This window comes from Thalassospira lucentensis, from assembly GCF_032921865.1.
Taxonomy (GTDB): domain Bacteria; phylum Pseudomonadota; class Alphaproteobacteria; order Rhodospirillales; family Thalassospiraceae; genus Thalassospira; species Thalassospira lucentensis_A.
Genome location: NZ_CP136684.1, coordinates 1,703,249 through 1,727,270 on the forward strand (window position 1 = coordinate 1,703,249; position 24,022 = coordinate 1,727,270).

Sequence of the window (24,022 nt, forward strand, 5' to 3'; positions counted from 1 at the left end):
AAACGGACCGCCCCTCTCGGTGACGGCCCGTTTAAAAAAAGATCAAGTCCGAGCGCTGGTTCAGGCGGCCTTTACGGCCCGTTTGCCGCGCAGGAATGTCAGCATCCATTTGGCGAACAGGGCGCTATCCGTGGTTTCGTCAAGCGACGCCGTTGCGTTTGAATGTACGTCTTCGGGTAGCAATGCATATCGCGCCTTCAGTAGGGCTTCTTCGTAAGGGCGTTGGAATTCGGGGTGCGGCTGAATGGATGCAGCGGTTTCACCATACTGAAGGGCGGCATAAGGGCAGAATTCAGAACTGGCCCAGACAGTGGCTCCTTCGGGAAGTTCGACAACCTGGTCCTGATGGAAGGCATTCAGTTTGAATTTTTCCGGTGCATTGCCCAGCCATGCCGGTGCCTGCTTGCCGGTAGTGTATTCATGAACGCCAATGCCCCAGCCATTGTCGGATTTAACGACCTTGCCGCCAAGAGCCGCCGCCAGAATCTGATGACCAAAACACACGCCGAAAACCGGAACCTGTGCTGTGACAATATCGCGCAGCAAGCCCTGCAGGCGAATCATCCAGGGTTCGTTTTCATAAACACCGTGCTTTGATCCGGTCACGATCCACGCATCGGCAGCATTCAGATTTTCGGGGAATTCATCCAGAAGAACAGTCCATGTCTGGAATGTCAGTTCTGGATCAAGCGGGCCGAGCATCGTTTCAAACATGTTCGGATAGCTTTTGAATTCATCGCGAAGTTCTTCCGGAACAAGACCGGTTTCAAGAATGCCGATTTTCATGCGGGGCCTTTGAAATCATGGTGTGATGCTGTTTTGCACATATGCCAGTGTTGTTGCAAAGACAAGCATGTTGCAGCGAGATTTCAGGCTTTCCAAGCTGGTGCGTGCGAAATTTGAATGCTAACAGATTGATTTTTCACAACATGGAAAACTGGACCGTATGGCAGGTCTGCAAAAGGTGCCTGACAGACCTGTCAAAGTTCTTTGTTATTTCCGTGTGAATGCGGTTTTGTCCAGTGTGGTCATCATCAGTTTGTGAGCGACCATTCCAGTGATCATTGCGATGACAAAAACGATTGTTTCTGTGTGCCCGAATGCAAGCGCGCTAATGGCGGGCCCCGGGCAATAACCGACCATTCCCCATCCGATGCCGAACAGGAGCCCGCCAATGACAAGGTTGTGATCAATGTTGCGACGTGTCGGAAGCTCTATCTTTCCGCCGCAAACCGCACTTTTACGTGATTGGGTAAATCGGAAAAAGGGAAACGCAACAACAAGGCCGCCCACCATGACAAAGGCAAGGCTGGGGTCCCAGTGGTCGGTTTGTATTGCAGCAATATCCAGAAATCCAAGGACCTTTTGCGGATCCGTCATCCCCGAAATCAGCAAGCCGGCCCCAAATAGCGCGCCACAGAGAACAGAAGCAAGGATACGCATTGTTTTAGCTCCCGATGACATGGCGAATGATATAGGTGCTGGTAACGCCTGCGCCCATGAAGCATAGCGTCGCAACCATTGATCTTGCGGAAAGGCGCGACAGGCCACAGATTCCATGCCCGCTGGTGCAACCGCTGCCAAGTCGTGTGCCAAACCCGACAATCAATCCGGCAATAATGATAACGGGCCAGGATGCGGTTACGATGCTTTGGGCGTTGAGAGATGAAATGGCCAGTATGACAGTTGGCGCAATGATCATGCTGGCAATGAAGGCAAGTTTTTCAATCCGATCAGATGTCGGCGTTTTGCTTGCAAGCATGCTTCCAAGGATGCCGCTAACGCCTGCAATTCGGCCATTGAGCAAAAAATAAAGGCCCGACGCCAGCCCGATCAGCGCACCACCCAGCAGCGCAGAATAAGGCGTAAAATTTTCCATTTCGTCTCCTAGGATAAGGCGATAACGAAATAACATAATATTAATATATTATGTTTAAATCAATTTATTCGGTGTGTTCGAAGGAAAGCTTGGTGCCATTCAGTTGCAATGCAGTCTGCTGCCGATTCCGAAGGAAGGCACCCTCATAAGATGATTTTGCGCTCCTGAAAGCAGTGAGACTGGTTAAGTATCTGATTAAAAATGATATTATCCATCTTGCCAAAGTCCCGGATTCAGAAGATACAGCGATGATCTGGTTTTGATGTTTCCGGTCATCCTGCCCGGGACCTTTTCGGATTTCTTCGCACATATGAGCAAAGATCGTTTGTTGGCCAGTCGGCGGCTTGATGTCGCGCTGGCGCTTGTCGGGCAAAATGATACCGAGGCTGCAATCGATGTGGCCCGGGCTGCAATTTCGGCTGATCCCGATTGGGAAGAAGCGCATTTTGTGCTGGGCGATATTTTCGAGCGCATGGGACAGCATGAAAATGCGATTGAGGCGTTTCGTCAGTGCCTTGCCCTCGATCCGGTTGACCGTATGGGCGCGGAAGTTCGACTGACATTGTTGGGCGCGGTTGCCATGCGCGATCGTCTGCCACCCGACTATGTAAGGGCGCTGTTTGACGACTACGCGCCGCGTTTTGAAATCTCGCTACGCGACCGATTGGCCTATCGTGGTCCGGAACTCCTGTTTGAAGCCATTCGGCCCTATTTGCCGGAATTGCTGCGTCCGCTGCGCGTGCTTGATCTTGGGTGTGGCACCGGTCTGGTTGCGGATGTATTTGCCGGGCATGTTGATGTGATTGACGGTGTCGATCTGTCACCGCGCATGATCAACCGCGCACGTGCCAAGGGGCTTTATCGTAATTTGATTGCTGCGGACATCACGGATTTGCCTGATGGCCTTGATCGCGACTATGGCCTGGTTGTTGCGGCCGATGTTCTGAACTATCTGGGTGATCTTGTCCCGGCATTGCGGGCCGCCCATGAGCGGCTTGTACCCGGCGGATTGATGGTCTTCACGCTTGAACATGGCGATACATTCCCGTTCGATCTTGGCCCGGGGCAAAGGTTCCGCCATCATGAACATGCAATTCATGACTGGTTGAAAGATTGCCTGTTCGAAGTTGTTGCCGATGCCACGGGGATTCTGCGGCAGGAAAAGGGAAACCCCGTTTCAGGTCGTATCATGGTGGTACGTGCAGGGGATGGAATGTCAAAATTGATTGGCGAGTTGGGTCGTCTTCCTGATCCTGATCGATCAATCGACAGAATTGTTCATTGAGTTTCGTTGATTATTCTCAGGGTTTCAGCTTTTCTGTTGTGTGTGTTGCCGGTCATGCAAATCCGGAGGCGGCTAGGAGTCTTTTAAAGCGATGTTTGCGAATTGGAGAAACTCACTTCAGGAATTTCTTGATTGGTTCCTTCGTAAGCGTGCGCATATCAGGTTCTTTTTCCCCAAGCTTTTTCTGCTTTTTGTTCTGATCAATCTGGTGTGCTATTGGTGGGCCCTGCTAACCACATATCCGCAACATCTGGCATCCTGGAAGGGGGACGAATATGTCCTTTTGGGTTTTCCGGTTGCGGTACTGGGGGCAATATTTGATGCGATGTCATTTTATGTGACTTTGGCAATCGTCCGCCGCGCGTTGGCATCACAAAGCAATGTGCGCTTTGTCAGCTATCTCAGCGTAGATGTTTTTATTGCTGTTCTCGCTACTTTCTGGGTCCTGTTTGCATTTGTGGCCTCTGGCTGGGTTGTCAGTATTGTGCTTGATCGTCCGGAAACATTGACGTACCGCACTGAGCTGTACGAAGGACGTTTCTGGAAAGCGGTTCTTAATCCGCTCGCACCGGACAATATTCGCAACATTTATTTTGGGATGATGATGGGGGCGTCTGCGCTTTTACCCACTCTTTATCACTTTGGGGTCGCAATTTATTCGATGTTTCGATGGATGGCCGGACACATGTTGGCGATCAGAGCGCGCTAGGGAATGTGGTTTCGATATTTGGCAGCCGCAATTTTCTGGGTATTGGCAGTGTTAATTGGGTTTTTGTCGCTTCAATCGGCTGACAGTATGCCTGATATACAGGTATGGGACAAAATCCAGCATTTGATTGCCTACTGCATGTTAACTGCTGCCGGATTGATCGCTTATCCTGTTCGTGTCTGGCGGGTTGTTATTGGCTGTCTGATTTATGGCATTTTCATCGAGATTGCCCAAGGATGGATACCAGGCCGGTTTGCTAGCATTGAGGATGGGCTGGCCAATTCAATCGGTATTGGGCTGGCTTTTGGAATTTTTTGTCTCCGGTCTGTTCGAGATCGATAAATTTCTTTCCGGAAACGACAAAACCCGTCGCTTTAGGCGACGGGTTTTGATGGTGGAGCCGATCAGGATCGAACTGACGACCTCTACAATGCCATTGTAGCGCTCTCCCAACTGAGCTACGGCCCCATTTTAGTCCGCGTCGCAACGAAATCCAGTGTTTCCGTCGCGGCGCGGGGGATATTTAGAAGGTTCGCCAAATCTTGGCAAGACCTATTTTCAAAAAATCCTAGCGGTCGTCTTCGTCGCTTTCGACATGTTCAAGGACTTCGCCAAGATCATCGTCATCTTCACCAAGATCAGACGCATCTTCAAGGATATCGTCATCGATATCGGTGTCGACATCATCGTCAAGATCGACGTCATCATCCAGGTCTTCGTCTTCTTCCGGCTTCGGCTTTGCAACCGCGGCTTTCTTGATTTTGGTCACCCCGTCGGGGGTTGCGCATTTGGGGCACACGACCGGCGTACGATTCAAATCATAGTATTTGGTACCGCAGGCTTGGCAGTGACGTTTCTTACCGCGTGCTGACATTACGGCAAACCCTCTTAAATACCGTTATCATCAAAGAATGGGTTGAAGGCCGAATTCACCTTCTTCTAGTTGGCCCAATTGCCATCTTGGGACGGGCTTGTCAAAAGGAAATTGTCCGATTTTATCACAAGCCTCCAAAAGGCGGGATTCTGCGCCACGCACCGCTATAAACTTCAAGCAAAATTTGGCTTCGATACTGGTGCGTCAAAAGCGCATATGATACGAGTTTGCCCCCGGTAATCGAACGTACGATTTGCGCCCGGAATTGCGGCAGCATCGAAGTGCGGTTCAATGACCGAAAAACCGATGATTTGATGGTCACAACAAGAATAGACAGGCAGGCCCGATGAGCTCTTCGCAGACCAAACGTCCGCTTCAATCACTGAAGTCCCGTGCGCTTAACGGCGATATCCGGGTTCCCGGTGACAAATCAATTTCCCATCGTTCCCTGATGTTTGGCAGCCTTGCCATTGGCGAGACGAAAATTACCGGCCTTCTCGAAGGTGAAGATGTTCTGGCGACTGCAGAAGCCATGCGCAAACTTGGTGCGACGGTGACCCGTGACGAAGACGGGACCTGGCATGTGACCGGTGTCGGCGTTGGCGCCTTGCGGGAGCCCGATAGCGTCATTGATATGGGTAATGCCGGAACCGGTATTCGTCTGATGGCCGGTATTGTTGCGACCCATCCGATCACCACCTTCTTTACCGGCGATGCATCGCTTTGCAAGCGTCCGATGGGCCGGGTTGCCGATCCGCTGGCGGAATTCGGCGCGCAATTCATCACGCGCGAACGCGGTCGTCCGCCTATGGCCGTCATCGGAACCGATGAGGCAAAACCGGTGACCTATACGCTTCCTATGGCATCCGCACAGGTCAAGTCCGCTGTGTTGCTGGCTGGACTGAATACTGCCGGAACGACCACCGTGATCGAGCCGAAACCATCGCGTGATCACACCGAACGCATGTTGCGCCATTTTGGTGTCGATGTTGATGTCAGCATCAATGATGACGGTGGGCGCACGGTCAGTCTGACCGGCCCGGTCGAAATGAAAGCAGCCGATATTGTGGTTCCTACAGATCCGAGCTCGGCAGCATTCCCGCTGGTAGCGGCTTTGATCAATCCGGAATCAAAAGTGACCATTCGCGACGTTTGTCTGAATCCGTTGCGGACCGGCCTGATTACGACCCTTATCGAAATGGGGGGTGACATTACGATCGCTAACGAACGTGAGGAAGCCGGTGAAACCATCGGTGATCTTGTCGTTAGCGGTAAAAATCGCCTGACCGGTATTGTCGTGCCAGCGGAACGTGCTCCGTCGATGATTGATGAATATCCGGTGCTGGCCGTTGCTGCCGCTTATGCACAGGGTGAAACCCGGATGTGCGGACTTGAAGAATTGCGGGTCAAGGAATCGGATCGTCTTGCCGCTGTGGCCGCGGGGCTCGCAGCAAACAAGGTCATTCACCGCATCGAAGGTGACGACCTGATTGTCACGGGTGGCGAGGTACCCGGAGGTGGTATGGTTGAAACCCATCTTGATCATCGTATCGCCATGTCCTTCCTTGTCCTCGGACTTGGGGCAAATGATCCGGTTGCGGTTGATGATGCCAACCCGATTGCGACCAGCTTCCCGAGTTTCGAGGCATTGATGCGCGAATTGGGGGCAAACCTTGCCCCGGCGGGTTCATGATCTGTTTCGTGACTGGTTTCCTTTATTCGTATTCCGGGGCTCGTAAAGCCTTTCTTGGCACACAAATATAAGTGACATCAAAACAGATAGGGGCGCCCGCGCATGATCATCGCGATTGACGGACCGGCAGCATCGGGAAAAGGCACTTTGGCACGTCGAGTCGCCGGGGCAATGGACTATGCCTATCTTGATACAGGGCTTTTGTACCGGGCGACGGGGGCAAAGGTTTTGGCGCTTGGGCTTGATCCCTCGGACGAGGATGTGGCGGTCGGGGTGGCCGAAAAACTCGGCGCCAACGATCTTGACGGCCAAGAACTTCGCAGTGAAGAAGTCGGAAATGCAGCATCAAAAGTTGCCGCGATTCCAAGGGTTCGTGCGGTGTTGCTCGATTTTCAGCGCAATCTTGCCAGCTGCCCGCCCGGTGGTAAACGGGGTGCCGTTCTTGATGGTCGCGACATCGGGACGGTTGTGTGTCCGGATGCTCCGATCAAGTTCTATCTGACGGCCAGTGTTGAAGAACGTGCAAACCGTCGGTTCAAACAGTTGCAGGAAAAAAATCCCGCTGCTATATACGAGCGCGTTCTCAAAGAGCTTGAAGAACGGGATGCTCGAGACAGTGCGCGGGATGTTGCGCCGCTCAAGATGGCATCGGACGCAATCCACATTGATACGGATCGTCTGAATGCTGATGCGGTGTTTAATGCAGTCATGGCGCATATTCGGACCCATATGGGTGAGAATGACTGACACACGGGCGTTTTAACCGTCAAGCGGCAGAACGATCTCAGGGGTAGCTACCCTAAGGTGAACGACATGTGCGTTCACCTTTTCGTCTATGGAAAACCGTTTGGTTTTCCGCGAACGGGATCGGGACATCGATTGGCAAAAACCCGCCACGATTTTGTGGCAAGACCATCGGATACAACCGATTGGCCGGAATAGTGACGATACACTCGAAAGGAAGTCTCTTTAATGACAACCGCTGAAGAAGCACAATTCTCCACCGGCGAAGATTTCGCCGCCCTGCTGGCCGAAAGCCTCGGTTCTGAAGACGAAGGCTTTATTGGCCGCGTGATGACCGGTACGGTCGTCAAAACCACCGACGACGATGCAATCGTCGATGTGGGTCTGAAGTCCGAAGGCCGCGTGCCGCTCAAAGAATTTGGCGCAGGCGACGTTAATATCGGCGATACCGTTGATGTTTATGTCGATCGCTATGAAAACAAAGATGGCCTAATCGTTCTGTCGCGTGAAAAAGCGCGTCGCGAAGAAGCCTGGGTCGAGCTTGAAAAACAGTTCAACGAAGGCAAACGCGTTGACGGTACCATCTTTGGTCGTGTTAAAGGCGGCTTCACTGTTGACCTGTCGGGCGCCGTGGCATTCCTGCCGGGCAGCCAGGTTGACATCCGTCCGGTTCGCGACGTTACCCCGCTGATGAACAATCCGCAGCCGTTCCAGATCCTGAAAATGGATCGTTCGCGCGGTAACATCGTGGTTTCGCGTCGTGCCGTTCTCGAAGAGACCCGTGCTGAACAGCGCGCCGAACTGATCCAGAACCTTCAGGAAGGTCAGGTTCTTGACGGCGTTGTCAAAAACATCACCGATTACGGCGCATTCGTCGATCTCGGCGGTGTTGACGGCCTGCTGCACGTCACCGACATCGCATGGAAGCGTATCAACCATCCGTCTGAAGCACTTCAGATCGGTCAGACCGTCAAGGTTCAGGTTATCCGCTTCAACAGCGAAACCCAGCGTATCTCGCTTGGCATGAAACAGCTTGAAGCTGATCCGTGGGAAGGTGTCGAAGCTAAATATCCGGTCGGTTCGAAATTCGAAGGCCGTGTCACCAACATCACCGATTACGGCGCATTCGTCGAACTCGAAGCTGGTGTCGAAGGTCTGGTCCACGTTTCCGAAATGTCCTGGACCAAGAAAAACATTCACCCGGGTAAAATCGTTTCGACCTCGCAGGAAGTCGAAGTCATGGTGCTCGACGTCGATGCACAGAAACGCCGTATCTCGCTTGGTCTCAAGCAGTGCACCTCGAATCCGTGGGATGCCTTCCTGGCTGCTCATCCGGTCGAGTCCGAGATCGAAGGCGAAGTCAAGAACATCACCGAATTCGGTCTGTTCATTGGCCTTCTGGGTGGTATCGACGGTATGGCTCACCTCTCGGACCTGTCATGGGACCGCGCTGGTGAAGAAGTCATCAAAGAATACAAAAAAGGTGACATCGTCAAAGCCAAGGTTCTTGACGTTGACGTCGAGAAAGAGCGTATCTCGCTTGGCATCAAACAGCTTTCAGGTGACCCGTTCAAAGAAGCCGTTACCGGCATCAAACGCGGTGAAACCGTAACCTGTGAAATCACCGAAGTTAACGACGGTGGTATCGAGGTTGCTGTTGGTGGCACCGATCTTAAAGGCTTCATCCGTAAGGCTGAACTCGCACGTGACCGTTCGGACCAGCGTCCGGAACGTTTCGCGGTTGGCGAGAAAGTCGATGCGCGTGTTACTACGATCGACGCCAAAACCCGTAAGGTTACCCTCTCGGTCAAAGCTCTCGAAGTTGCTGACGAGAAGAAAGCCATGGCGGATTACGGTTCGGCTGACAGCGGTGCATCGCTTGGCGATATCCTTGGCGAAGCACTTCGCAAGAAACAGGAAGGTGCCGAATAAGGCATTTGTTCCTGATCGGACAGGATCTGCTCTGGCAGATCACAAAGACGGGTCATGCGTTGCACGGCCCGTTTTTTTGTCGCTTTTGTCCAAAATTCCCGGTTTGGACGCGACTTTGCCGCTGCGATGTCATTTTTTAGCGAGAATTTTGATTTCAAACAGTTTTTGTCCTTGCCAAGCGAATGAAGAAAAACCATTTGAAAAGGCAGGTTTTTGAAGCTGTTAGTTCATTACTGAATACCGGGGCGCATTAAATGGCACTTGATGCCGATATCCTTCTTGATCGTCGACGTTTGAAAAAATCGATTTTCCGCTGGCGGGTGCTGGCGGTGGTCGCAATCATCATTGCCATCGTGGTGGCCTTTGCGCGCAGCGGTGCGGACGACGTGGTGTGGGGCAATATTGGCCCGCGCATTGTCGAGGTGAATATCGAAGGGGTGATTACCGAGGATCCCTACCTTCTTGATGCGCTGGAGCAGATTGAGGGAGACAGCGATGTCGCGGGTCTGATCGTCCATATCAACAGCCCTGGCGGTACGATGGTCGGTGGCGAGGCGCTTTTTGAGAGTCTGCGCAGGATTGGCGAAACCCGTCCGATCGTTGCCGAAATGGGAACTGTTGCCGCGTCTGGTGGTTACATGACGGCAATTGCCGCTGACCACATCATCGCACATCGCGGAACGGTGACCGGATCGATTGGTGTGATTTTCCAGTCGATGAACTTTACCGGCACATTGGAAAAACTGGGTGTAGAGCCGCTGACGGTTAAAAGTGGCCCGCTTAAAGCCGTTCCGAACCCGTTCGAACCGACGGATGATGCCGCGCGAACGGCTATGGAAAGCCTGATTTCAGACATGTTTGGCGTGTTTGTCGACATGGTTGCCGAACGACGCGGTATGGATACCGAAACCGTGCGTCAACTGGCCGATGGCCGGGTTTATACCGGCCAGCAGGCTGTTGCCAATGGCCTGATCGACGAGATTGGTGGTCGTCGCGAAGCTTTGCGCTGGCTGCAGGACGAAATGGGAGTATCGCCGGATGCGGCAGTCGTGCCGCTCGAAATTGATTATCCGGAAGACTCCATTATGACGGCATTGTTCGAAGGAAACATCGGAAAAATGCTGTCATCTGAGGGGCTTAAACTTGACGGTTTGCTGACTGTCTGGCAACCTGAGTGAAAGCGCCGACGTGACGTAATCTAACCTTTGGTTGATTGGATATCTGTCAGAACGAACAGGATGGGGCCTGAATATGACAAAATCAGAACTGATCGCCCGGCTGGCTGAGATGAACCCTCATCTGTATCAGCGCGATGTTGAGCGGATCGTGGCGACGATCTTTGACGAAATTACCGAAGCGCTGGCACGCGGGGATCGTGTCGAGCTGCGTGGTTTTGGCGCATTTTCCGTAAAGCAGCGTGATTCCCGGGTCGGACGCAATCCGCGTACCGGTGAAGCCGTACCTGTGGGCGAGAAAAAGGTTCCCTATTTCAAAACTGGCAAGCAGTTGCGCGAACGTCTTAACTGATCGCAGCCTGTTTGATCGGCTTGCTGTTGGCGTGTGAACTGCGCTAAACCGTTCTTGTGGAAATTCTGCAGGATGGTTGCAAATTCATTTGCACATGTTTCCGTTTGACCATATCGGGTCCATTCTCTGGTTTCAGCCGGTGCGTGGGCTATGACCCCTGCCTTTTTGCATGCCGGCACGAGGAGTTGAAATGCGCATTCTTTACTGGATCATCTCCATCCCGCTTGCGATCCTGATTGCGATTTTTGCCGTGTCGAACCGGGCGCTGGTGACGTTGTCATTGTGGCCCTTGCCTTATGAAATTGACATGCCGCTTTTCCTGCCGATCATGGCGGCATTGTTGATCGGGCTTGGTATCGGGTTGACGTATGAATGGTTCGTACATGGCAAACATCGCCGTGCCGTCAAGCGGATGGATAGCGAGCTGCGCCGACTGCGTCCGGATGAAACCGGCAGCGACATATCGAATGATCACAAGGTGATCAGCCAGCAAAAGGCATCCTGAGAGGAATCCTGCCAAAGGTTATGGCCAATTCGGGATTGGTATTTCAGGCGAAATCGGCTAAGTCATGCCCGGTCCGTCGCATCTTCGTGGGCCGACGATGAAATTCCAGCCCGCCGGAGGACACCATGACCGATAAGCTTGCCCCGCACGATCGCATTTTTTGCGCCATTGATACCACTGATCTTGCTCATGCAATTGATCTGGCTTCAAATCTGTCCGGGGTGATTGGCGGCGCGAAGCTTGGCAAGGAATTCTTTGCAGCCCACGGCCCGCAGGGTGTCCGTGAAGTCGCCAAGGCCGGATTGCCGATTTTTCTGGACGTCAAGTATCACGATATTCCCAACACGGTTGCCGGTGCCATCCGCGCGGTAACGCCCCTTGGTCTCAAGATCGTGAATGTTCATGCGACGGGAGGCTTTGAAATGATGAAGCGTGCCGGGGAAGCGGCACGTGAAACTGCTGACAAGGCGGGTGTCGATGCTCCGTGGGTGATTGCCGTAACGGTCCTGACCAGCCTTGATCAGGGTGATCTTGATGATGTCGGTCTGGCTGGACCGATCAGCGAGCGTGTCGTCAAACTTGCGGAACTGACCCAAAAGGCAGGTCTGGACGGAGTTGTGTGCTCCGCACAGGAAATTACCGCAGTACGTGCTGCCTGTGGACCGGATTTCAAATTGATCACCCCGGGTATTCGTCCGGCCTGGTCAAGTTCTGATGATCAAAAACGTATCGTCACACCGCGGGACGCCGTTGCGATGGGCACAGATGTGATGGTAATCGGGCGCCCGATTACCAAGGCCGACGATCCGGTTAAAGCTGCAAAACGTATCGTTGACGAACTTTTCTGATCCGGATTTATCCGTTTTGTTTTTCCGACAGGCCCGGTGTTCAACCGGGCCTGTTTCAGTTGTGACGGGATTGCATAGTTTTTATGCCAATTTTGCGATGGTGAAATTTGTGCGCTGCACGCAAAATTGAATCGTTTCAATTTTCGGTCGATTCAAACGTTTCGAAAATCTCCCGAAATCCTGTCGCCCGCCATTATCCCGCATTGGTGCCTGGCACCCTTGGACGTATCGATCATGACAACTGCTGTTGCCCGCACAGGTTTCTTTGAAAACCTTCCGATCCTTGCCCTCGCCCTTGCATCCTTCGGGATCGGGACGACCGAGTTTGTCATTATGGGCTTGTTGCCGGATGTGGCGGCCGATCTTGGTGTCAGCATTCCCGATGCCGGGTTGTTGGTAACCGGTTATGCGCTGGGTGTTACGTTTGGTGCGCCGTTCCTTGCGATTGCAACGTCCAAAATGGATCGTCGGCATGCTTTGATGATGCTCATCGCGATTTTCATCATTGGCAATTTCCTGTGCGCGATTGCACCGGATTACTGGCTTCTGATGGCGGCCCGCGTGGTTACTGCTTTCTGCCATGGGGCGTTTTTTGGTCTGGGTGCGGTGGTTGCAGCTAACCTGGTTGCACCGCATAAACGGGTTCAGGCCATTGCCCTGATGTTTTCGGGGCTTACTCTTGCCAATGTGCTTGGGGTTCCGTTTGGTACGGCTCTCGGTCAGGAACTGGGTTGGCGTTCGACTTTCTGGGCGGTTGTTGGGATCGGTATGGTTGCGGCTGTCGCGCTTTATTTCTGTTTGCCACGCAAGATCGCGGCGACGGGTGGCAGTTTGATGGCGGAAGCCCGTGCGCTGCTTAAAACCCAGGTTATATTTGCCATGCTGATCAGTGTTCTGGCCGCGGCCAGCATGTTCAGCGTGTTTACCTATATCACTCCGATGCTGCAGAATATCACCGGCATTTCAGCGCGACAGGTAACCTATGTGCTGTTGCTGTTCGGCGCAGGTTTGACGATTGGCAACTATATCGGTGGCCGTCTGGGTGATTGGCGCCTGATGCCCGCGATCATTGCGACGTTTGTTCTGCTGATTGCGATACTGGTCGTATTTGCTGAAACGATCACCAATGTGATCCCGGCTGTGGCAACGGTTTTTGTCTGGGGTGTGGTTTCCTTTGCACTGGTGTCCCCCCTTCAGATGCGGGTGGTCAACGAAGCGACCGATGCACCGAACCTTGCGTCGACCCTTAATCAGGGGGCATTCAATCTGGGTAATGCTGCGGGTGCCTGGTTTGGTGGTATCGCAATTACGCAGGGCGTTTCCTATCAGGATATCCCTTGGCTTGGCGCGGGAATTGCCGTGATCGCGTTGCTGTTTTCGATCTGGAGCCACCTGATTGACCGTCCTGACGAAGTCTTTATCGAGACGACTGCCAATGCCTGAATGAATTGAATGTCAAAAAACAAAGCCCGTCGGACAATGTCGCGGCGGGCTTTTTGCTGTTTGCTTGGGAATGGGGAAACCCGGTTTCTATCCGATCCAGACCCGCATTTGATCCCAATACTGGCTGATGGTGCTGCCATACTGATCGATGATCAGCTTTATCGAAATGGCAACCGAGGTAACAACCAGAAGCGGCCGCACCAGCCTTGCACCGACTTTCATCACCAGATGAGATCCGATCTGGGCCCCGATCAATGAGCCGACAGCCATGACAAGGCCGATCATCCAGACAACTTCGCCCCCTGCAATGAACATCACAAGCGATGCGAAATTTGATGTAAAGTTCAAAACCTTGGTGTGGGCTGTTGCCTTTGTCATGTTGAAACCAAGCAAAGCGACAAAAGCGATGGAAAAGAACGATCCGGTACCCGGTCCGAAAAAGCCATCGTAAAAGCCGATGCCAAAGCCTGCGGTAAAGGCAAAGACCGACTTGCTGATAACCTGATGCGCGTCAATATCGCCAACGCGTGGCGAGAAAAGAAAATAAAGCGCAATCAGGATCAACAGAGCCGGAAGGATTTTAAGCAGGATGCTGGCATCAAGCATCTGCACCAGCACGGTACCAAGTGCCGACCCTGCAAATGTCAGGACGATTGCCAATACCATATCGCGGGGATCGACATAGCCTTTGCGGATAAAGTTGATTGAAGATGTCAGGCTGCCAAAGCTGCCCTGCAGCTTGTTGGTCGCCAAGGCCTGTGCCGGTGTAATACCCGCCCAAAGCAGGGCCGGGATGGTAATCAATCCGCCGCCGCCGGCAATTGAATCAACCATGCCGGCGAACGCGGCGACCGCAAAAAGTATCAGTAAAAGATCAACGCCAAATTCCATTGACTGAAATCCTGTGGATGGCCCGTAAGGTGGGGCAGACGCGCCCGGTGGCAATAAGCGGCGCAATCATATGTACTTGGCGGTCATCGTCCATTGTTACTTTGTAATGGCGACAATGTTGTTTGGTGTGCCGGCTTGCCAATCAGCGGGCCGGGTTCTAGATATGTTTCTCCTTTCATTTTGCGAGTTTCCAGATGCCCGAATTACCTGAAGTCGAAACGGTGACACGCGGTTTGACGCCGGTGATGGAAGGGTTTGTCGTTGATCACGTTGTTCAGCGCCGCCCGAACCTGCGTTTTCCGTTTCCGGAAAACTTTGTGGGGCGGATGGCGGGACGTCGGATCAATCAGCTGACCCGTCGGGCGAAATATATTCTGGGCTATCTGGATGACGGGCAGGTTTTGCTGGTTCATTTGGGAATGTCCGGCCGCATGACGATCTTCGATGATCCTGCTGTGGGTGTTCCAGCTCCGGCAAAGCATGATCATGTCGATTTTGTCATGCAGGGGGGCGCTGTGGTTCGGTTTACTGATCCCCGCCGGTTTGGTGTTATCACCCTGATTGCGGCTGATGAGGTTGCAACCCACAAGATGCTGGCTGGCATCGGGCCGGAGCCATTGGGTAACAGTTTCAACGCCGCCGTCCTGGCCACAGGAATCGCCAGACGGGCAAGCCCGATCAAGACTGTGTTGCTTGATCAGCGACTGGTCGCAGGGCTTGGCAATATATATGTGTGCGAAGCATTGTTCCGGTCGGGCATCGCACCGGACCGTCTGGCCAAGGATTTGAAACAGGACGAGATCGAACGTCTTTATCGTGAAATCCGTTTGGTTCTTGAGGACGCGATTGCCGCCGGTGGGTCCAGCCTTAAAGATCATCGTCAGGCCAATGGCGAGCTGGGTTATTTCCAGCACAGCTTCCGGGTTTATGGTCGGGAAGGCGAAAGCTGCACCGCGGATGGCTGCGAAAGCGTCGTGGGCAGGATTGTTCAGGCTGGTCGATCAACCTTCTTCTGCCCTACTTGCCAGAAATAGGCGTTTTGCATTTCCTGTTGCCGGAAACGCGTGTGACAGAATTCGGATAATCCGGTGATTCTGTCGGGTCCGGTTGCGGCTTGGAAATAAAATCGGTAAAACAGTATCAAAATATGTCTTCGACCGAATCGGATCGCAAATGTAAGCGGATTGATTCCCGACAAAGGATTGCAGCATGTCTTACGAGAACATCATTGCCGAGGTTAAGGGCAATGTCGGCCTGATCACTCTTAATCGTCCCCAGGCTTTGAACGCGCTTTGTGCGGCATTGATCACCGACATCGGTGGGGCGCTTGATCAGTTCGAAAATGACGAAAACATTCGCGCCATCGTCATTACCGGATCGGAACGGGCCTTTGCGGCCGGGGCCGATATCAAGGAAATGGCCGATTATGATTATATGGATGTCTATAAGAGCGACTTCATCACCAAGGGCTGGACACGGGTGGCGAGCTGCCGCAAGCCGGTTATTGCCGCGGTAGCGGGCTTTGCGCTTGGCGGCGGTTGCGAGCTTGCGATGATGTGCGACATCATTCTTGCTGCGGATACGGCAAAGTTCGGTCAGCCGGAAATCACCATCGGAACCATTCCGGGTGCTGGTGGGACGCAGCGCCTTACGCGTGCCATTGGCAAATCCAAAGCAATGGAAATGTGCCTTACCGGTCGGATGATGGATGCTGAAGAAGCAGAACGCTCGGGACTCGTCGCACGAGTCGTCCCGGCCGACTCGCTTATGGAAGAAGCGATGAAACTGGCTGATAAAATTGCTTCTTTCTCTGGCCCGGTTCTGATGAAGGTGAAGGAGAGTGTCAGCAAGTCTTATGAAATGTCTCTGACCGAAGGTCTGATGTTTGAACGTCGCGAGTTCCATTCGACATTTGCGCTCGATGACCGGGCCGAGGGCATGAAAGCCTTTGCTGAAAAGAGAAAACCGGATTTCAAGCATCGCTGATTCGGGCTGGATCGTACCCCGATACCTGCGATGCATTGCTGCCTTGCAGTAGTAAAGAGTCGCAAACCGCGGAAATTCAGCGGGATTGAAGGTATCGGGGGTTGACGAGGGTTTCCGACGGAGCTATAAGCCGCGCTCCGAATTACGTAACATTTGTTTTAAGAGACAGGTTCGCAATGGCTCACCATAAATCGGCCAAGAAGCGCATTCGCCGCAACGCCGCACGTGCAGAAGTTAATGGTGCACGCATCGGTCGCATTCGTACCTTCGTTAAGAAGGTCGAGGCTGCGCTGAACGTTGGCGACAAAGATGCCGCTCTGGCTGCGCTGAAAGTTGCAGAGCCGGAAATGGCACGTGGCGCGCAGCTCGGCGTTCTGCACAAGAACACCGTCGCTCGCAAGGTCTCGCGTCTGACCGCTCGCGTCAAAGCGCTTTAATTTATCCCTTACGGGATGGCGAGTCGAAGGCCGTGCTTGTAGCACGGCCTTTTCGCTGCCCGGATTTCGTCGAATCACCTTTTGTTCCTTGGTTGCGGCATCGCAAAAAACCGCACAAACAAAGGACTGTTTTGGTGCCGAAATCCTTTTAACGTTCTGTTAAAGATCGCCTTGCCTGATGCGGATCGCATCAGTACAGTGTTTTGACTTCGCTGGCCGCGCAACGCGGCGAAAGACGAAGAACCAAAAAACAAAAGGCGCGAGTACGCTTCCAAGACTTGGTGGAAGACAGGCGTGTTGATCATGTTTGTGATCAACGCGGGCGAGTACTTTTTTGTCTTTCGCGTTTTGTTTGGTAGTGAAGATTGATTAAGCGGGGAAAGGTTCTAACAGTGCAGCACGCCGTTAGGGGAACGCAATCGGCACTCGGGGAGTCCAACGGGGGGATTCCGGGTGACCAGCAGGCGGCACTAGACGATCACGCGAAAGCGACATGGCAGATTGTTCGCGAAAAGCTTCGTTCGGAGTTTGGCGCGACAGCTTATCGCTATTGGCTTGATCCCGTCGCATTGATCGCGGTCGAAGCCGGTGTTGCGCGTCTTGGTGCGCCAACGCGTGCAATGCGTGACTGGGTAACTCAGCACTATCTGGATCGTATTCAGTCCTTCTGGCATTCCGAGGATGAGAACATCCATTTTGTCGAGATCGTTGTTGTTCAACCGGCGAATGGTAACGGTCAGAAAAGCCTGCCTTCTTCCTCCGCTTCGAATTCAGGTGCCCAGTCCGGGAATGGCAGTGCGCGTGGTCGCATCAGTGACGATGTCACACGACTGGATAAAGTCGCGAACGAGGTGACTGATGTCGAAGGTTCCAGTCCATCCTATGCGGGCAATGCAAAAGGTCTGGTTTCCGGCGGTCGCAAGGCAATTGGCACAATGTCCGATGACGGCATATCGGCCGCACTTGATCCGCGTTACACATTCGACAATTTCGTGATCGGCAAGCCGAACGAATTTGCCTATGCGGCAGCACGCCGCCTGGCCGAAGCCGAATCGGTGCCTTTCAACCCGCTGTTCCTTTATGGCGGTGTTGGCCTTGGTAAAACCCACCTTATGCATGCAATTGCGTGGCACATTCGCCGCACGCAGCCGCACCGCACGGTGATTTACCTGTCTGCCGAAAAATTTATGTACCGGTTCATCCGGGCTCTGCGTGACAAGAACACCGTTGATTTCAAAGATCAGTTCCGGTCTGTTGATGTGCTGATGGTCGATGATGTTCAGTTCATTTCCGGCAAGGACTCGACTCAGGAAGAATTCTTCCACACCTTCAATGCGCTGGTGGATCAGGGGCGTCAGATCATTGTATCCGCCGACAAATCACCTTCGGACCTTGAAGATATCGAGGAACGTTTGCGTTCGCGTCTTGGCTCAGGCCTTGTTGCTGATATTCATGCCACGACCTACGAGCTGCGTCTGGGCATCCTCGAATCGAAGGCGGAACGCCAGAATATCGAGCTGCCGCAGCGCGTGATGGAATTTCTGGCTCACAAGATCACCGCGAACGTGCGTGAACTCGAAGGTGCGCTGAACCGCGTCATTGCCCACGCACAGCTTGTCGGACGTGAAATCAGTCTCGAGATGGTTCAGGACGTGCTGCACGATGTTCTGCGTGCATCCGAACGCCGGGTTTCGATTGAGGAAATCCAGAAAAAAGTTGCCGAGCATTTCAATATCAAGGTGTCGGACATGCATTCCGCCCGTCGGGCCCGGGCCGTTGCCCGCCCGCGTCAGGTCGCGATGTATCTGTCCAAGCAATTGACGACGCATTCCCTGCCGGAAATCGGTCGCAAATTCGGTGGTCGTGACCACACGACCGTCATGCATGCCGTTCGCAAAATCGAAGAACTGCATGTGAGCGATCCTTCGCTGTCCGAGGATATCGACCTGCTGCGTCGCATGCTTGAAGGCTGATTGCGATTTCGAAAATAATTGGGCGGGTCACGGTTTGAAAACGGTGACCCGTTCTGATTCCGATCGGATTTTTACGGTGACCAACGGGCTGAAAATCAGGCACCGCGCGGGGTTCCGCCTTTTGCGTGCATTGGGTGGGAAAATATACAACGACTCGTTTTGTTTGCTTGGGTTTAAGCCGTAAAAATCCTTCGATTTCCCGACATGCATGTTATAATGCGCCTGCCTTGCCCGAAAGGGTGAAGCAAAAGCGACAAAATCGATTATAAATCAATTTGTTAAACCAATACTGACAGACGGATAGGACGGGCATGAAGCTGACCATTGAACGCGCGGCTCTGTTGAAATCTTTGACCCATGTTCAAAGTGTGGTCGAACGGCGCAATACCATTCCGATTCTGTCCAATATTTTGCTGCGGGCAGAGAATGATCAGCTGTCTTTGACTGCAACGGACATGGATCTTGAGGTGATTGAAACCACCACTGCAGAAGTCAGTGAAGCCGGTGCAACCACCACCCCCGCCCATACCCTTTACGAGATTGTCCGCAAGTTGCCGGAAGGCTCGCAGGTGCAAATCGCGCTTGAGCCGGGAGCAGGGCGTCTTACCCTGTCTGCTGGTCGTTCGAAATTCAATCTGGCGGTTCTTCCGGTTGATGACTTCCCGGTCATGTCCGGTGGTGAGCTTCCGGTCAGCTTTGGCCTTGCCGCGGCGGAACTTCGCGGTCTGATTGATCGTGCGGAATTTGCGATTTCGACCGAAGAGACCCGTTACTATCTGAATGGTATCTATTTCCATGCGACCGACGCAGAAGGAACCAAAATCCTGCGTGCTGTTGCAACTGATGGCCATCGTCTGGCTCGGGTCGAGGCACCGCTTCCCGATGGGGCGGAAAACATGCCCGGCGTTATTGTGCCGCGGAAAACCGTTGGCGAATTGCGCAAGCTGATCGAGGAAACCGGCGAAGCGGTAGACATCGCCATGTCCGACACCAAAATTCGCTTTGGTTTTGGCAAGGCAGTGCTGACCTCCAAGCTGATTGATGGCACCTTCCCGGATTACGAGCGTGTCATTCCGTCTGGCAATGACAAGACGCTTGATATCGAGTGCAAAGCCTTTGCCGATGCTGTTGATCGCGTTTCCGCTATTTCGATCGAAAAGTCGCGTGCGGTCAAAGTCGTCATGTCGGGGAATACCCTGACCCTTTCCGCGTCGAGCCCGGAACACGGAACCGCATCCGAGGAACTCGAAATCAACTATGATGCCGATGACATCGAAATCGGTTTCAATTCGCGTTATTTGCTCGATATCGCCAAGCAGGTAAAGGGCGACACCCTGAACCTTCTGATGTCGGACGGTTCATCACCAACCATTCTGCGTGATACCGATGATCTTTCGGCATTGTACGTTCTGATGCCGATGCGCGTCTGACGGTTAGCGCACTTTTGCTGTGGCTGTTCTTGCCCATAATCTTCCACCCCAAGACGGTACGTCCATGACGAACCGTCTTGCCGTTTCCCGTATACAACTGGGTGATTTTCGGTGTTACGAAAGTCTGCGCCTGTCGCTTGACGGGGCACCGGTGGTTTTGACCGGCCCGAACGGTGCAGGAAAGACCAATCTGCTTGAAGCGGTATCGCTTTTATCGCCGGGAAGCGGCTTAAGACGGGCCAAGCTGGGCGAGATATCGCGCAGGGTTCCCGGTGAAGACGAGGGGAACGTAAGAGCATGGGCCGTGTCGGCACAGCTGACCACGCCGGATGGGGACTATCAGGTCGGATCGGGCCTTGATCCTGCAGCTCTTGCGCAGGGGCGTGAAAAACGGGCTGTGCGTATTGATGGTGAAAACCAGCGCGGTCAGGCGTCGCTGGGGCGGGTTTGTGCCGCGGTTTGGCTGACGCCGCAAATGGATCGTCTGTTTCTGGATGGTCCGTCGGCGCGCCGACGTTTTCTGGATCGGCTGGTTTACGGCCTTGATCCCGAACATAGCAGCCGGGTAGCGGCCTATGAGCACAGCCTGCGCAGCCGGGCCAAGCTTTTGAAAGAAGGCAAAGGGGACGACAAATGGCTGGCCTCGATCGAAGACTCGATGGTTCGCCACGGGATTGCCGTTGCGGTTGCACGTGCTGAGTTGCTGGCAAAGCTTGGCCGCGCCGGAACAATGGTTGTTGGACCGTTTCCGGCGGCAAGACTTGCGCTTGCAGGGGATCTTGAAAACTGGCTGGAACAGCTACCGGCGATCGAGGTTGAAGACAGGATGCGGGCGGCATTGCGCGACGGACGGTCACGCGATGCCACTTATGGCGGGGCTTCCGTCGGGCCGCAGCGCAGTGATTTGCTGGTATGGCATGATGCCAAGAACCAGTCCGCAGATCAGTGTTCTACGGGCGAACAGAAGGCCCTGCTGCTATCGATGATTATGGCCAACACCCGCTTGCAAAGCAAAGCGCGCGGAGCTGGCCCATTGCTGTTGCTTGACGAGGTTGTGGCGCATCTGGATGCAGAACGCCGCAGCTACCTGTTTGATGAAATCGTGGCGCTTGGCGTCCAGGCCTGGATGACAGGTACGGACCGGGCGCTGTTTGAAGGTTTGGACGGACGTGCGCAATTCTTCCGCGTGGAAGATGCCACACTGACCGCTGAAACCACTCCGTGAATGCCGAGGTTGTGACGCTATGACCAACGAAACAGAAGCTCCGAAAACCGCCGAACAACAGGCGCAGGATTACGGTGCAGAATCGATCAAGGTTCTCAAGGGTCTTGAAGCGGTGCGTAAACGCCCGGGCATGTATATCGGTGATACCGATGACGGCAGCGGTTTGCATCACATGATCTATGAAGTCGTCGATAACGCGATTGACGAGGCGCTGGGCGGATATTGCGATACCGTCTGGGTACAGCTGAATGGCGATGGCTCGGCAACGATCCGCGATAACGGCCGTGGTATTCCGACTGACCTGCACAAGGAAGAAGGCGTTTCGGCGGCCGAAGTCATTATGACCCAGCTGCATGCCGGCGGTAAGTTTGACCAGAACTCCTACAAGGTTTCCGGTGGCCTGCACGGTGTGGGTGTGTCGGTTGTGAACGCGCTTTCAACCTTGTTGAAGCTGCGCATCTGGCGCAACGGCAAAGAGCATTACATGGAATTTTCCAGTGGCGATGCGATCAAGCCGCTGGAAATTGTCGGTGATGCGCCAATGACGGCAGAGGGCAAGCCGCTGACCGGGACTGAGGTTACCTTCTATCCCGATGCCGAAATCTTCACGATGACCGAGTTCAACCTGCCGACGCTTGAACATCGTCTGCGCGAACTGGCCTTCCTGAACTCTGGCGTGATCCTGACGTTGCGTGATGAACGCCATGGCGAACCGGTTGAAACCAAACTGCATTACGAAGGCGGTATTCGCGCCTTTGTGGAATATCTCGACCGTAACAAGGCTCCGCAGATCGAAGAACCTATTACGATCGTCGGCGAAAAAGACGGCATTACCGTCGAAGTTTCCCTGCAGTGGAATGATAGCTATCACGAAACCACGCTGTGCTTTACCAACAACATTCCGCAGCGTGACGGCGGAACGCACATGGCCGGTTTCCGTGCGGCACTGACCCGTCAGATCAATTCCTATGCGCAGGAAAGCGGGATCGTGAAGAAGGAAAAGGTCAGCCTTTCTGGGGATGATGCCCGCGAAGGTTTGACCTGTGTGATTTCGGTCAAGGTGCCGGATCCGAAATTCTCGTCCCAGACGAAGGACAAACTGGTTTCGTCCGAAGTCCGTCCGGTTGTCGAAAACATCGTGAACGACAGGCTTCAGCAGTGGCTGGAAGAGCATCCGCAGGATGCACGCAAAATCGTCACCAAAGTGGTCGAAGCCGCATCGGCACGCGAAGCTGCCCGCAAGGCACGTGAACTGACCCGCCGCAAAGGCGCGCTTGATATCTCGTCCCTGCCGGGCAAACTTGCCGATTGTCAGGAACGCGATGCGTCCAAAGCCGAACTGTTCATCGTGGAGGGTGATTCCGCAGGTGGATCAGCCAAACAGGGCCGCGAACGTGGTTTCCAGGCAATTCTGCCATTGCGTGGTAAAATCCTGAACGTTGAGCGTGCCCGTTTCGATAAAATGCTCTCAAGTCAGGAAATCGGCACACTGATTACCGCCCTTGGCACCGGTATCGGCCGTGACGATTTCAATATTGAAAAAACGCGCTACCACAAAATCATCATCATGACTGACGCCGACGTCGATGGTGCGCATATCCGGACCCTGCTTCTGACCTTCTTCTACCGTCAGATGCCGGAACTGGTTGAACGCGGATATCTCTATATCGCGCAACCGCCGCTTTATCGTGCCAAACGCGGTAACTCGGTCCAGTACCTCAAAGATGACCGCGAGATGGAACAATACCTGACCGCGCAGGGGACCGAAGATGCATTGCTGACGCTTAGTGGTGGTGTTCAGGTTGCCGGTCCGGATTTGGTCCGGATTGTCGAACTGGCGCGCAAGGCCAAGGGGCTGCTTGAGCCACTTTCGCTGAAACTGCCGATCTCGGTTCTTGAGCAGGCTGTTCTGGCGGGTGCCCTGAACCCGGCATTGCTTGACGATGATGCCAAACGTCAGGAAGCGGCAAATACGCTTGCCGGTCGTCTTGATCTTCTGTCGGAAGATTTTGATCGCGGCTGGAAGGGCGAAGCATCGCAGGATGAAATCGTCATGTGGCGTATGCTGCGCGGGGTTGAGGAACGCTATGTTATCGACGGCAATATTTTGCGTTCAGCCGAAAGTCGCGCGATTGCAGGTCTGCTTGGCGAGTTGCGCGAACTGTTTGAAACTGGTGCCGAATTCGGTGCCAAGGACAAGGTCTGGAAAATCAGTGGCCCGGTCGATCTGGTCAATGCGGTGATGGAATATGGCCGTCGCGGTATTTCGATCCAGCGTTATAAAGGTTTGGGTGAAATGAACCCGGATCAGCTCTGGGAAACCACCCTTGACCCGAATGTCCGCTCGCTCCTTCAGGTGCGTGTTGATCACGCGGACGAGGCAGAAGAAGTCTTCTCGACCCTGATGGGTGATGTCGTTGAGCCGCGTCGCGATTTTATTCAATCCAATGCGCTTAAAGTTGCCAATCTCGACGTATAAGTGGCATCAGGTGTGTGAATTGACTCATAAAATTAGAAACGCGACGCATAAATCTAGAATCTGTGACACATAAAATTAGAACGGGCAGAGCAAGTTCAAATGAATGCTATGAATTAGCTCTGCTCGTCTTTAATCGTTGAGATTTGTTGCATCTGGGCGTCT

At 53.5% G+C, this 24,022-nt stretch carries 23 protein-coding genes and 1 tRNA gene; 18 read left to right on the forward strand and 6 right to left on the reverse strand.

The genetic code is table 11. The annotated features are described in order from the left end of the window. Positions 1-60 precede the first annotated feature (60 nt). From R1T41_RS08460 to R1T41_RS08470, 3 genes are all read right to left on the reverse strand, one after another. Positions 61-786 carry a glutamine amidotransferase-related protein gene (locus R1T41_RS08460; protein ID WP_317341234.1) on the reverse strand — a complete coding sequence of 242 codons (726 nt, stop codon included), beginning with the start codon at positions 784-786 and terminating at the stop codon, positions 61-63. Positions 787-993: 207 nt separating this feature from the next. Then, on the reverse strand, positions 994-1,518 hold the full coding sequence (locus R1T41_RS08465) for a YeeE/YedE family protein (RefSeq protein ID WP_317341235.1): 525 nt from the start codon (positions 1,516-1,518) through the stop codon (positions 994-996). Then, positions 1,448-1,879 (reverse strand): YeeE/YedE family protein, encoded by a 432-nt coding sequence (locus R1T41_RS08470; RefSeq protein WP_297014309.1) that lies wholly within the window; start codon positions 1,877-1,879, stop codon positions 1,448-1,450. The genes R1T41_RS08465 and R1T41_RS08470 overlap by 71 nt, the downstream gene beginning before the upstream one ends. 310 nt (positions 1,880-2,189) lie before the next feature. Here R1T41_RS08470 and R1T41_RS08475 point away from each other — a divergent pair, with 310 nt between their 5' ends. The 3 genes from R1T41_RS08475 to R1T41_RS08485 all read left to right on the forward strand — a co-directional run bounded on the left by R1T41_RS08475 (position 2,190) and on the right by R1T41_RS08485 (position 4,215). After that, positions 2,190-3,164, forward strand: coding sequence for a methyltransferase domain-containing protein (locus tag R1T41_RS08475; protein ID WP_317341236.1), 975 nt, complete (start codon positions 2,190-2,192; stop codon positions 3,162-3,164). A 91-nt stretch (positions 3,165-3,255) separates the two neighbouring features. Continuing rightward, complete coding sequence (locus tag R1T41_RS08480; RefSeq protein WP_317341237.1) at positions 3,256-3,873, forward strand: hypothetical protein; 618 nt, start codon at positions 3,256-3,258, stop codon at positions 3,871-3,873. A gap of 18 nt (positions 3,874-3,891) precedes the next feature. Beyond that, on the forward strand, positions 3,892-4,215 hold the full coding sequence (locus R1T41_RS08485; protein ID WP_317341238.1) for a VanZ family protein: 324 nt from the start codon (positions 3,892-3,894) through the stop codon (positions 4,213-4,215). Between the two features lie 50 nt (positions 4,216-4,265). Here the strand turns inward: R1T41_RS08485 and R1T41_RS08490 are convergent. Both R1T41_RS08490 and R1T41_RS08495 read right to left on the reverse strand, forming a co-directional pair. Next, a tRNA-Ala gene (locus R1T41_RS08490) sits at positions 4,266-4,341 on the reverse strand. Positions 4,342-4,441: 100 nt separating this feature from the next. Then, positions 4,442-4,747 carry an FYDLN acid domain-containing protein gene (locus R1T41_RS08495; protein WP_007088347.1) on the reverse strand — a complete coding sequence of 102 codons (306 nt, stop codon included), beginning with the start codon at positions 4,745-4,747 and terminating at the stop codon, positions 4,442-4,444. A gap of 346 nt (positions 4,748-5,093) precedes the next feature. Here R1T41_RS08495 and aroA point away from each other — a divergent pair, with 346 nt between their 5' ends. The 8 genes from aroA to R1T41_RS08535 all read left to right on the forward strand — a co-directional run bounded on the left by aroA (position 5,094) and on the right by R1T41_RS08535 (position 13,439). Continuing rightward, the gene (gene aroA, locus R1T41_RS08500) at positions 5,094-6,440 is read left to right on the forward strand and encodes a 3-phosphoshikimate 1-carboxyvinyltransferase (RefSeq protein ID WP_317341239.1); all 1,347 of its coding nucleotides are present in this window, start codon (positions 5,094-5,096) and stop codon (positions 6,438-6,440) included. A 102-nt stretch (positions 6,441-6,542) separates the two neighbouring features. Further along, entirely contained in the window at positions 6,543-7,187 is a 645-nt protein-coding gene (gene cmk / locus R1T41_RS08505; protein ID WP_317341240.1) for a (d)CMP kinase, read from the forward strand. 225 nt (positions 7,188-7,412) lie between these two features. After that, positions 7,413-9,116, forward strand: a complete 1,704-nt coding sequence (gene rpsA, locus R1T41_RS08510; RefSeq protein ID WP_062949759.1) for a 30S ribosomal protein S1 — start codon at positions 7,413-7,415, stop codon at positions 9,114-9,116. A 254-nt stretch (positions 9,117-9,370) separates the two neighbouring features. Then, positions 9,371-10,294: a signal peptide peptidase SppA gene (gene sppA / locus R1T41_RS08515; protein ID WP_317341241.1), complete on the forward strand. Its 924-nt coding sequence runs from the start codon at positions 9,371-9,373 to the stop codon at positions 10,292-10,294. 73 nt (positions 10,295-10,367) lie between these two features. Continuing rightward, the gene (gene ihfB / locus R1T41_RS08520) at positions 10,368-10,643 is read left to right on the forward strand and encodes an integration host factor subunit beta (RefSeq protein ID WP_007088342.1); all 276 of its coding nucleotides are present in this window, start codon (positions 10,368-10,370) and stop codon (positions 10,641-10,643) included. Between the two features lie 190 nt (positions 10,644-10,833). Next, on the forward strand, positions 10,834-11,148 hold the full coding sequence (locus tag R1T41_RS08525; RefSeq protein ID WP_317341242.1) for a LapA family protein: 315 nt from the start codon (positions 10,834-10,836) through the stop codon (positions 11,146-11,148). Positions 11,149-11,273: 125 nt separating this feature from the next. Further along, positions 11,274-11,996, forward strand: a complete 723-nt coding sequence (pyrF, locus tag R1T41_RS08530) for an orotidine-5'-phosphate decarboxylase (protein WP_317341245.1) — start codon at positions 11,274-11,276, stop codon at positions 11,994-11,996. Positions 11,997-12,230: 234 nt separating this feature from the next. Next, on the forward strand, positions 12,231-13,439 hold the full coding sequence (locus R1T41_RS08535; protein WP_317341247.1) for an MFS transporter: 1,209 nt from the start codon (positions 12,231-12,233) through the stop codon (positions 13,437-13,439). A gap of 87 nt (positions 13,440-13,526) precedes the next feature. Here the strand turns inward: R1T41_RS08535 and R1T41_RS08540 are convergent, their stop codons facing one another. Then, complete coding sequence (locus R1T41_RS08540; RefSeq protein ID WP_317341249.1) at positions 13,527-14,330, reverse strand: TSUP family transporter; 804 nt, start codon at positions 14,328-14,330, stop codon at positions 13,527-13,529. Between the two features lie 194 nt (positions 14,331-14,524). Here R1T41_RS08540 and mutM point away from each other — a divergent pair, with 194 nt between their 5' ends. The 7 genes from mutM to gyrB all read left to right on the forward strand — a co-directional run bounded on the left by mutM (position 14,525) and on the right by gyrB (position 23,860). Next, entirely contained in the window at positions 14,525-15,364 is an 840-nt protein-coding gene (gene mutM, locus R1T41_RS08545; protein WP_317341251.1) for a bifunctional DNA-formamidopyrimidine glycosylase/DNA-(apurinic or apyrimidinic site) lyase, read from the forward strand. A gap of 175 nt (positions 15,365-15,539) precedes the next feature. Further along, positions 15,540-16,316: an enoyl-CoA hydratase gene (locus tag R1T41_RS08550; protein WP_317341253.1), complete on the forward strand. Its 777-nt coding sequence runs from the start codon at positions 15,540-15,542 to the stop codon at positions 16,314-16,316. A 176-nt stretch (positions 16,317-16,492) separates the two neighbouring features. Further along, a complete protein-coding gene (gene rpsT / locus R1T41_RS08555) occupies positions 16,493-16,753 on the forward strand; it encodes a 30S ribosomal protein S20 (protein WP_062949743.1) in 261 nt (86 codons plus the stop codon). Positions 16,754-17,145: 392 nt separating this feature from the next. After that, the gene (dnaA, locus tag R1T41_RS08560) at positions 17,146-18,726 is read left to right on the forward strand and encodes a chromosomal replication initiator protein DnaA (RefSeq protein WP_317341255.1); all 1,581 of its coding nucleotides are present in this window, start codon (positions 17,146-17,148) and stop codon (positions 18,724-18,726) included. 311 nt (positions 18,727-19,037) lie between these two features. After that, positions 19,038-20,156, forward strand: a complete 1,119-nt coding sequence (dnaN, locus tag R1T41_RS08565) for a DNA polymerase III subunit beta (RefSeq protein ID WP_062949740.1) — start codon at positions 19,038-19,040, stop codon at positions 20,154-20,156. 64 nt (positions 20,157-20,220) lie between these two features. Beyond that, positions 20,221-21,381: a DNA replication/repair protein RecF gene (gene recF / locus R1T41_RS08570; protein WP_062960206.1), complete on the forward strand. Its 1,161-nt coding sequence runs from the start codon at positions 20,221-20,223 to the stop codon at positions 21,379-21,381. 19 nt (positions 21,382-21,400) lie between these two features. Then, the gene (gene gyrB, locus R1T41_RS08575; protein WP_317341256.1) at positions 21,401-23,860 is read left to right on the forward strand and encodes a DNA topoisomerase (ATP-hydrolyzing) subunit B; all 2,460 of its coding nucleotides are present in this window, start codon (positions 21,401-21,403) and stop codon (positions 23,858-23,860) included. Positions 23,861-24,022: the final 162 nt, after the last annotated feature.

What these genes read in the sequence shown, in the direction of transcription:
- R1T41_RS08460 (WP_317341234.1), bottom strand. Translation starts at nt 786, where the DNA reads ATGAAAATCGGCATTCTTGAAACCGGTCTTGTTCCGGAAGAACTTCGC.
- R1T41_RS08470 (WP_297014309.1), bottom strand. Translation starts at nt 1,879, where the DNA reads ATGGAAAATTTTACGCCTTATTCTGCGCTGCTGGGTGGTGCGCTGATC.
- R1T41_RS08475 (WP_317341236.1), top strand. Translation starts at nt 2,190, where the DNA reads ATGAGCAAAGATCGTTTGTTGGCCAGTCGGCGGCTTGATGTCGCGCTG.
- R1T41_RS08480 (WP_317341237.1), top strand. Translation starts at nt 3,256, where the DNA reads ATGTTTGCGAATTGGAGAAACTCACTTCAGGAATTTCTTGATTGGTTC.
- R1T41_RS08495 (WP_007088347.1), bottom strand. Translation starts at nt 4,747, where the DNA reads ATGTCAGCACGCGGTAAGAAACGTCACTGCCAAGCCTGCGGTACCAAA.
- aroA (WP_317341239.1), top strand. Translation starts at nt 5,094, where the DNA reads ATGAGCTCTTCGCAGACCAAACGTCCGCTTCAATCACTGAAGTCCCGT.
- cmk (WP_317341240.1), top strand. Translation starts at nt 6,543, where the DNA reads ATGATCATCGCGATTGACGGACCGGCAGCATCGGGAAAAGGCACTTTG.
- rpsA (WP_062949759.1), top strand. Translation starts at nt 7,413, where the DNA reads ATGACAACCGCTGAAGAAGCACAATTCTCCACCGGCGAAGATTTCGCC.
- sppA (WP_317341241.1), top strand. Translation starts at nt 9,371, where the DNA reads ATGGCACTTGATGCCGATATCCTTCTTGATCGTCGACGTTTGAAAAAA.
- ihfB (WP_007088342.1), top strand. Translation starts at nt 10,368, where the DNA reads ATGACAAAATCAGAACTGATCGCCCGGCTGGCTGAGATGAACCCTCAT.
- R1T41_RS08525 (WP_317341242.1), top strand. Translation starts at nt 10,834, where the DNA reads ATGCGCATTCTTTACTGGATCATCTCCATCCCGCTTGCGATCCTGATT.
- pyrF (WP_317341245.1), top strand. Translation starts at nt 11,274, where the DNA reads ATGACCGATAAGCTTGCCCCGCACGATCGCATTTTTTGCGCCATTGAT.
- R1T41_RS08535 (WP_317341247.1), top strand. Translation starts at nt 12,231, where the DNA reads ATGACAACTGCTGTTGCCCGCACAGGTTTCTTTGAAAACCTTCCGATC.
- R1T41_RS08540 (WP_317341249.1), bottom strand. Translation starts at nt 14,330, where the DNA reads ATGGAATTTGGCGTTGATCTTTTACTGATACTTTTTGCGGTCGCCGCG.
- mutM (WP_317341251.1), top strand. Translation starts at nt 14,525, where the DNA reads ATGCCCGAATTACCTGAAGTCGAAACGGTGACACGCGGTTTGACGCCG.
- R1T41_RS08550 (WP_317341253.1), top strand. Translation starts at nt 15,540, where the DNA reads ATGTCTTACGAGAACATCATTGCCGAGGTTAAGGGCAATGTCGGCCTG.
- rpsT (WP_062949743.1), top strand. Translation starts at nt 16,493, where the DNA reads ATGGCTCACCATAAATCGGCCAAGAAGCGCATTCGCCGCAACGCCGCA.
- dnaN (WP_062949740.1), top strand. Translation starts at nt 19,038, where the DNA reads ATGAAGCTGACCATTGAACGCGCGGCTCTGTTGAAATCTTTGACCCAT.
- recF (WP_062960206.1), top strand. Translation starts at nt 20,221, where the DNA reads ATGACGAACCGTCTTGCCGTTTCCCGTATACAACTGGGTGATTTTCGG.
- gyrB (WP_317341256.1), top strand. Translation starts at nt 21,401, where the DNA reads ATGACCAACGAAACAGAAGCTCCGAAAACCGCCGAACAACAGGCGCAG.